Annotated in this window: 5 protein-coding genes; 3 read left to right on the forward strand and 2 right to left on the reverse strand. The window is 58.5% G+C overall.

The genetic code is table 11. The annotated features are described in order from the left end of the window. A partial coding sequence (locus tag WBV42_RS09125; RefSeq protein ID WP_423985744.1) for a DUF7096 domain-containing protein occupies window positions 1–233 on the reverse strand: 233 nt, incomplete at its 3' end. Between the two features lie 153 nt (window positions 234–386). Between WBV42_RS09125 and WBV42_RS09130 the strand changes: the two genes are divergently transcribed. The 3 genes from WBV42_RS09130 (at window position 387) to WBV42_RS09140 (ending at window position 3,348) form a co-directional block, all read left to right on the forward strand. After that, a complete protein-coding gene (locus WBV42_RS09130) occupies window positions 387–1,502 on the forward strand; it encodes a helix-turn-helix transcriptional regulator (RefSeq protein ID WP_423985745.1) in 1,116 nt (371 codons plus the stop codon). A 104-nt stretch (window positions 1,503–1,606) separates the two neighbouring features. Next, window positions 1,607–2,398: an electron transfer flavoprotein subunit beta/FixA family protein gene (locus WBV42_RS09135; protein ID WP_423985746.1), complete on the forward strand. Its 792-nt coding sequence runs from the start codon at window positions 1,607–1,609 to the stop codon at window positions 2,396–2,398. Next, window positions 2,395–3,348 carry an electron transfer flavoprotein subunit alpha/FixB family protein gene (locus tag WBV42_RS09140; RefSeq protein ID WP_423985747.1) on the forward strand — a complete coding sequence of 318 codons (954 nt, stop codon included), beginning with the start codon at window positions 2,395–2,397 and terminating at the stop codon, window positions 3,346–3,348. Before WBV42_RS09135 ends, WBV42_RS09140 begins: the two co-directional genes overlap by 4 nt. A gap of 172 nt (window positions 3,349–3,520) precedes the next feature. On the opposite strand, the gene WBV42_RS09145 is transcribed toward WBV42_RS09140, so the two are convergent. Then, on the reverse strand, window positions 3,521–3,905 hold a 385-nt coding region (locus WBV42_RS09145; RefSeq protein ID WP_423985748.1), incomplete at its 5' end, for an MATE family efflux transporter.

Here is a 3,905-nt window from a genome sequence, read left to right on the forward strand (position 1 = left end):
TTCCTATCCATCTCGAGGGCAGTGCTGAGGCTCAATGATGGGGTGTCCGTACCACTTCTGTCCGGCGTTCCGATGCTCAACTGATAGGCCGTATTGTTGAATCCCGGTGGTTGCACCGGATTTTTCGCGCTCGGCGTCTTCGCTACCACCGTCGACATCCCGGTTCCAAATGCCGCAGCAGGCGAACAGAAGATGAGAAGGACTGCGACTATGACGGGGAACGCCCGATTCATACAGTTGCGTATACAACTACTCATTAAAATACATATGGGATTTGTTCGTCCTTGGATAAACATCCGAAATCAGTGAAAATCTTTTAAATTGAGTCCTGATGTTTTATCGTACGGATGGAAAGTATTTTCTTGTCTGATTGACCACTCATGAATATGCGGTCACACTTCGCCCTCCTCGTGGTCCTTCTCTCCCTCTTCGCCGTGGGGCCAACCGTCGTTGCGGGTGATCTCAACACCCATCCGGCCAGCAGTAGCCACGTAATGCAGGACCGTAGCTCGGTAAACGTGACGGCGGTAAATGGGACGACCATTCGAATCAAACCTCACTCTAACGGTGATGCCGAGTGGAACGTTTCGATGCAGTTTGCGCTTCACAACGACAACGAAACGGCAGCGTTCAAGCGGATGGGTCGTGATTTCGAGAATCATAATCTCAACGACGGCGATGTCGGCTTCTCCACGGAGACGTTTCGCGCAATTGCGAAGCGTGAACAGGAAGCGACGGGGCGTCAAATGCAGATACGGAACTCGGAACGGGACTATTTTGTCAGCAACGACACCGGGACGTTGGTGCTTACCTTCATCTGGACGAACTTTACACGAGTAAACGGCGACAAGATCTATCTCCACGACGCCTTCATGTTTGACGACGGTGATTCGACGTGGCTCGGTTCCCTCTCTCCGAAGCAGAACCTCGTTCTTGAGAACCCCGACGGATACCGGATATACTACACGAGTATCCGACAGGACAACGACATCAAACGGAACAACGAAACCATCTTCGTGAGGGGTAGTTCAGAAGGTAGCAACTCCCTCCCCCCTGATGTGACGTACACGAAAAATCAGACGTCTCCTCAGTCGTCCAATTCGTTCCCTTACGAGTATGCCGCCGGATTCTTGGCCCTTGTCGGTCTCACCGGTGCAGGCGTCTACACGTTTTTCCAGCGCGACGATGACGACGATGAACCCGCCGTGGATTCCAACCCCGTCGATCAGCCCGTACCGCCGGAACCCGATCCGGACGACGACCCGGAACCGGACCTCGACTTGCTGTCCGACGAGGAGCGTGTCGAACACCTGTTGAAACAGAACGGCGGTCGAATGAAACAGGCGACCATCGTCAAGGAGACGAACTGGTCGAACGCCAAAGTCTCCCAGTTGCTCTCGGCGATGAACGAGGGCGGGCGTGTGGACAAACTCCGAATCGGTCGGGAGAACCTCATCACACTCCCCGGCGAGGACATCACCGATTTCGATACCGATGAGTAGCCGTCTGATCTCCCCCTCCGATAGGTAACAAATCCGATTAGTACGGCGTGTGCATTGTCAGCCGTTTCGAAAACGTTTACCCGCTACCCGGAAAGGAATTGATTATGAAGGTCCTTGTAACGGTAAAAGAAGTCGCCGAACTCGCGGATGACTTCGAGGTGGAAGGGACCGAGGTAGACGACCGCTACCTCGAATATGACCTGAATGAGTGGGATGACTACGCCGTCGAGGAGGGTGTCCAGCTGAACGAGGCGGGCATCGCCGACGAAGTCGTAACCGTCACTATCGGCCCGGAACGCGCCGAAGAGACGATTCGAATGGCTCTCGCCAAAGGGGCGGACCGTTCGATCCGCGTCTGGGACGAAGCACTCGAAGACGCCGGACTGCTCGACGTGGAGACGAAGACCGAAATCCTCTCCGCCGTGGTCGCGGAAGAGGAACCCGACCTCGTGTTGACCGGCGTGCAGGCCGGTGACGACGCGTTCGGCGCGACCGGTGTCGCACTCGCGGACGAGATCGACTTCGAGTGGGGTGCGGTCGTCAACGGTCTCGACGTGGATGCCGACGATGGCGTCGCACACGTCCACCGCGAACTGGAGGGCGGCGTCGAGGAACTGACGGACATCGAAATTCCGGCCGTGCTGACCATCCAGACGGGTATCAACGAACCGCGCTACGCGAGTTTGCGCGGAATCCGACAGGCACAGTCCAAGGAGATCGCACCGAAGACGCTCGGCGACCTCGGTCTGAACGCCGACGCGGTGGGGAGCGATTTGACATTGACCGACATGTACGAACCCGAGAGCGAGAGCGACGCGGAGATCTTCGAGGGAAGCACCGAGGAGACGGCGGCGAAACTTGCTGACGTGCTCCGTGAGAAGGGGGTCGTCCAATGAGCGACGTGCTCGCCATCACGGAACATCGACGCGGCGAACTCCGCGACGAGAGTTTCGAAATCATCTCCGCAGGGCGCGAACTCGCCGACGACGCGGGTGGCGACCTGCACCTCGCCGTCATCAGCGGCGACGTGGATTCCTACGCGGACACGCTGAACCGCACCGGTGTCGATGCGATTCACACCGTCGAATACGGCGAGGAATTCAACCACGACGTGTACGTACAGGCCATCGAGGCGCTGGTCGGCGACCTCGAACCGACGTTCGTCCTCATGCCGAACAGTGTGAACGGACTGGACTACGCGCCTGCAGTCGCCAACCGTCTCGACCTGCCGCTCGTCACCGACGTCATCGGCTTCGAGTACGGCGACACGCTCACGACGACGCGTGAGATGTACGGTTCGAAAGTCGAGACGACGGTGGAAGTCGAGGGCGACCAGTTCGCCCTGACGACCCGTGGTGCGGAGTGGCCCGAAGCGGAGGGCGTCGGCGACGCCGACGTCTCCGCGTTCGACTTCGAACCCGACGAGGACGCCATCGGTTCGACCGTCACCGGCTTCGAGGAAGTCGGCGCTGGCGACGTGGACATCAGTGAGGCTGAATTCCTCGTTAGCATCGGCCGCGGTATCGAGGAGGAGGACAACCTCCCGCTCATCGAGGACCTCGTGGAAGCGACCGGCGCGACGCTCTCTTCGTCGCGTCCCATCGTGGACAACGGCTGGCTCCCGAAGAACCGGCAGGTCGGCCAGTCCGGTTCGCAGGTGACGCCGACGGTCTACCTCGCGATCGGTATCTCCGGCGCGGTGCAGCACGTCGCCGGGATGAAGGGTTCGGACACCATCATCGCGGTCAACACGGACCCGAACGCACCCATCTTCGACATCGCCGACTACGGTATCGTCGGCGACCTGTTCGAAGTGGTGCCGGAACTGATCGAGCAGTTCAGCTAAGGTTTTCGGGTTTTTTGGTCCAGATTTTTGCCGCTCGAACGGAGTGAGAGCGGGAAAAAGGTGGTCGCAAGTGGTGCCGGAACTGATCGAGCAGTTCAGCTAAGGTTTTCGGGTTTTTTTGGTCCAGATTTTTGCTGTCAACCGATAGGTGCGCGCTTGCTGTCGATTTCGACTACTGCGAATCGGTCAGTTGTCCTGACTCGGCGTTCGGACCCGCCTCTTCCGTCGAACCGTCTTCGAGAACGTTCTCTAGCCATCGTCCGCGGAAGAAAAAGAATGCGCCAGCGACGGCCGCTGTCACATTCGAGAGCGCAATGGCGTACCACGCACCGACAGCACCAACGCTGAAGACGAGGATGGCGACAACTGCGATGACAGCACGGACTCCCCACAACGACGTCACAGCGATTCCCATCGCCATACGGGTGGACCCCGACCCGTAGAAGGCTCCGTTCATCATGTGGTAAGCGGCCATGATGACCCACGTCGGCGCGACGATTCGGAGGAACGTCGCACTCTGATCGATTATCGCGTCGGTTCCTGCTCCCGTGATAAAC

It is taken from the genome of Haladaptatus sp., from assembly GCF_049589095.1.
In the GTDB taxonomy this organism is placed as follows: Archaea; Halobacteriota; Halobacteria; order Halobacteriales; family Haladaptataceae; genus Haladaptatus.

What these genes read in the sequence shown, in the direction of transcription:
- WBV42_RS09135 (WP_423985746.1), top strand. Translation starts at nt 1,607, where the DNA reads ATGAAGGTCCTTGTAACGGTAAAAGAAGTCGCCGAACTCGCGGATGAC.
- WBV42_RS09130 (WP_423985745.1), top strand. Translation starts at nt 387, where the DNA reads ATGCGGTCACACTTCGCCCTCCTCGTGGTCCTTCTCTCCCTCTTCGCC.
- WBV42_RS09140 (WP_423985747.1), top strand. Translation starts at nt 2,395, where the DNA reads ATGAGCGACGTGCTCGCCATCACGGAACATCGACGCGGCGAACTCCGC.